Genomic DNA, 1,162 nt, shown 5'->3' on the forward strand with positions numbered 1-1,162 from the left:
GCCCTGGCACTTCCCCAAGATCGCCGGGCGCAACGCCCCCTCCTAAGACGCTTGACCGACACGGTTCCGCCACGTGGGTCTGGGATGACGGATACGCCTCAACGACATTCTCGACCAGTTAAAGCGCCACCGTTTCGGCCAGAGCGCCGAGCGGCTCGATCCCGACCAGTACCAGCTCGTGCTCGAAGAGCTCGAAGCTGCCTTGTCGCGCGCCGAGGCCGGGCTCGAGGCGCTGATCGACCAGGCTGACGCGACCAGCGAGACAAAGCGCCGCCGCCGCAACAACCGTGGAGCGCTGCCCGCCCATCTCGAGCGTATCGAGCAGGTCGTCGACATCGAAGACAAGCAGTGTGCCTGCTGCGGCGGCGATCTTCATGTCATCGGCGAGGACGTCACCGAGCGCCTCGACGTCGTGCCCACCATCTTCCGCGTGTTGGTCACCCGCCGTCCGCGCTATGGCTGCCGCGGCTGCGACGAGGGCGGCGTCACCCAGGCGCCGGCGCCAAGCTTCATCGTCGATCAGGGCCTGCCCACCGACGCGCTCGTCGCCCAGGTCATCGTCGCGCGCTACGCCGATCACCTTCCGCTTTACCGGCAAGCCCAGATCTACGCCCGCCAGGGGATCGATCTCGACCGGGCAACGCTCGCCGACTGGGTCGGGCGCGTCGGATGGTGGCTGACTCCACTGCGCGCGCATCTGCTCGCCGAACTCAGGAGTTCGGTGAAGCTGTTCGCCGACGAGACGCGCATGCCCGTGCTGGCTCCCGGGACCGGCAAGACCAAGACCGGCCAGCTGTGGGCCTATGCCCGCGATGATCGGCCTTGGGGCGGCACTGCGCCACCCGCCGTCGTCTACATGTACGCCACCGGCCGCGGCGGCGAGCATCCGATCGACCATCTCGGCGACTTCGCCGGGGTGCTGCAGGTGGACGGCTATGCCGGCTACAACGAGATCAAGCGTCGCAACGGTGCCACCCTCGCATTCTGCCTGCTTCACGCGCGGCGCAAATTCTACGATTTTCGCGAGAAGGAGCCCGTTGCGGCCGAAGTACTGCGCCGCTTCTCGGCGATCTACAAGATCGAGGCAACGCTCAGGGGCAAGTCGCCCGAACGGCGGTTCGAAGGCCGGCAGCTGATGCTGAAGCCGCTGTTCGACGACCTG

1 protein-coding gene is annotated in these 1,162 nt (G+C 67.1%); it reads left to right on the forward strand.

Going from position 1 to position 1,162, the window contains the following annotated elements; all coding sequences use genetic code 11:
* Nucleotides 1-106: 106 nt before the first annotated feature.
* Nucleotides 107-1,162, forward strand: a 1,056-nt coding sequence (gene tnpC / locus B5X82_RS26140) for an IS66 family transposase (RefSeq protein ID WP_408012868.1), incomplete at its 3' end; no start/stop codon positions are given.

Origin of the sequence: Rhizorhabdus histidinilytica, from assembly GCF_900167915.1 — a bacterium.
Lineage (GTDB): Bacteria > Pseudomonadota > Alphaproteobacteria > Sphingomonadales > Sphingomonadaceae > Rhizorhabdus > Rhizorhabdus histidinilytica.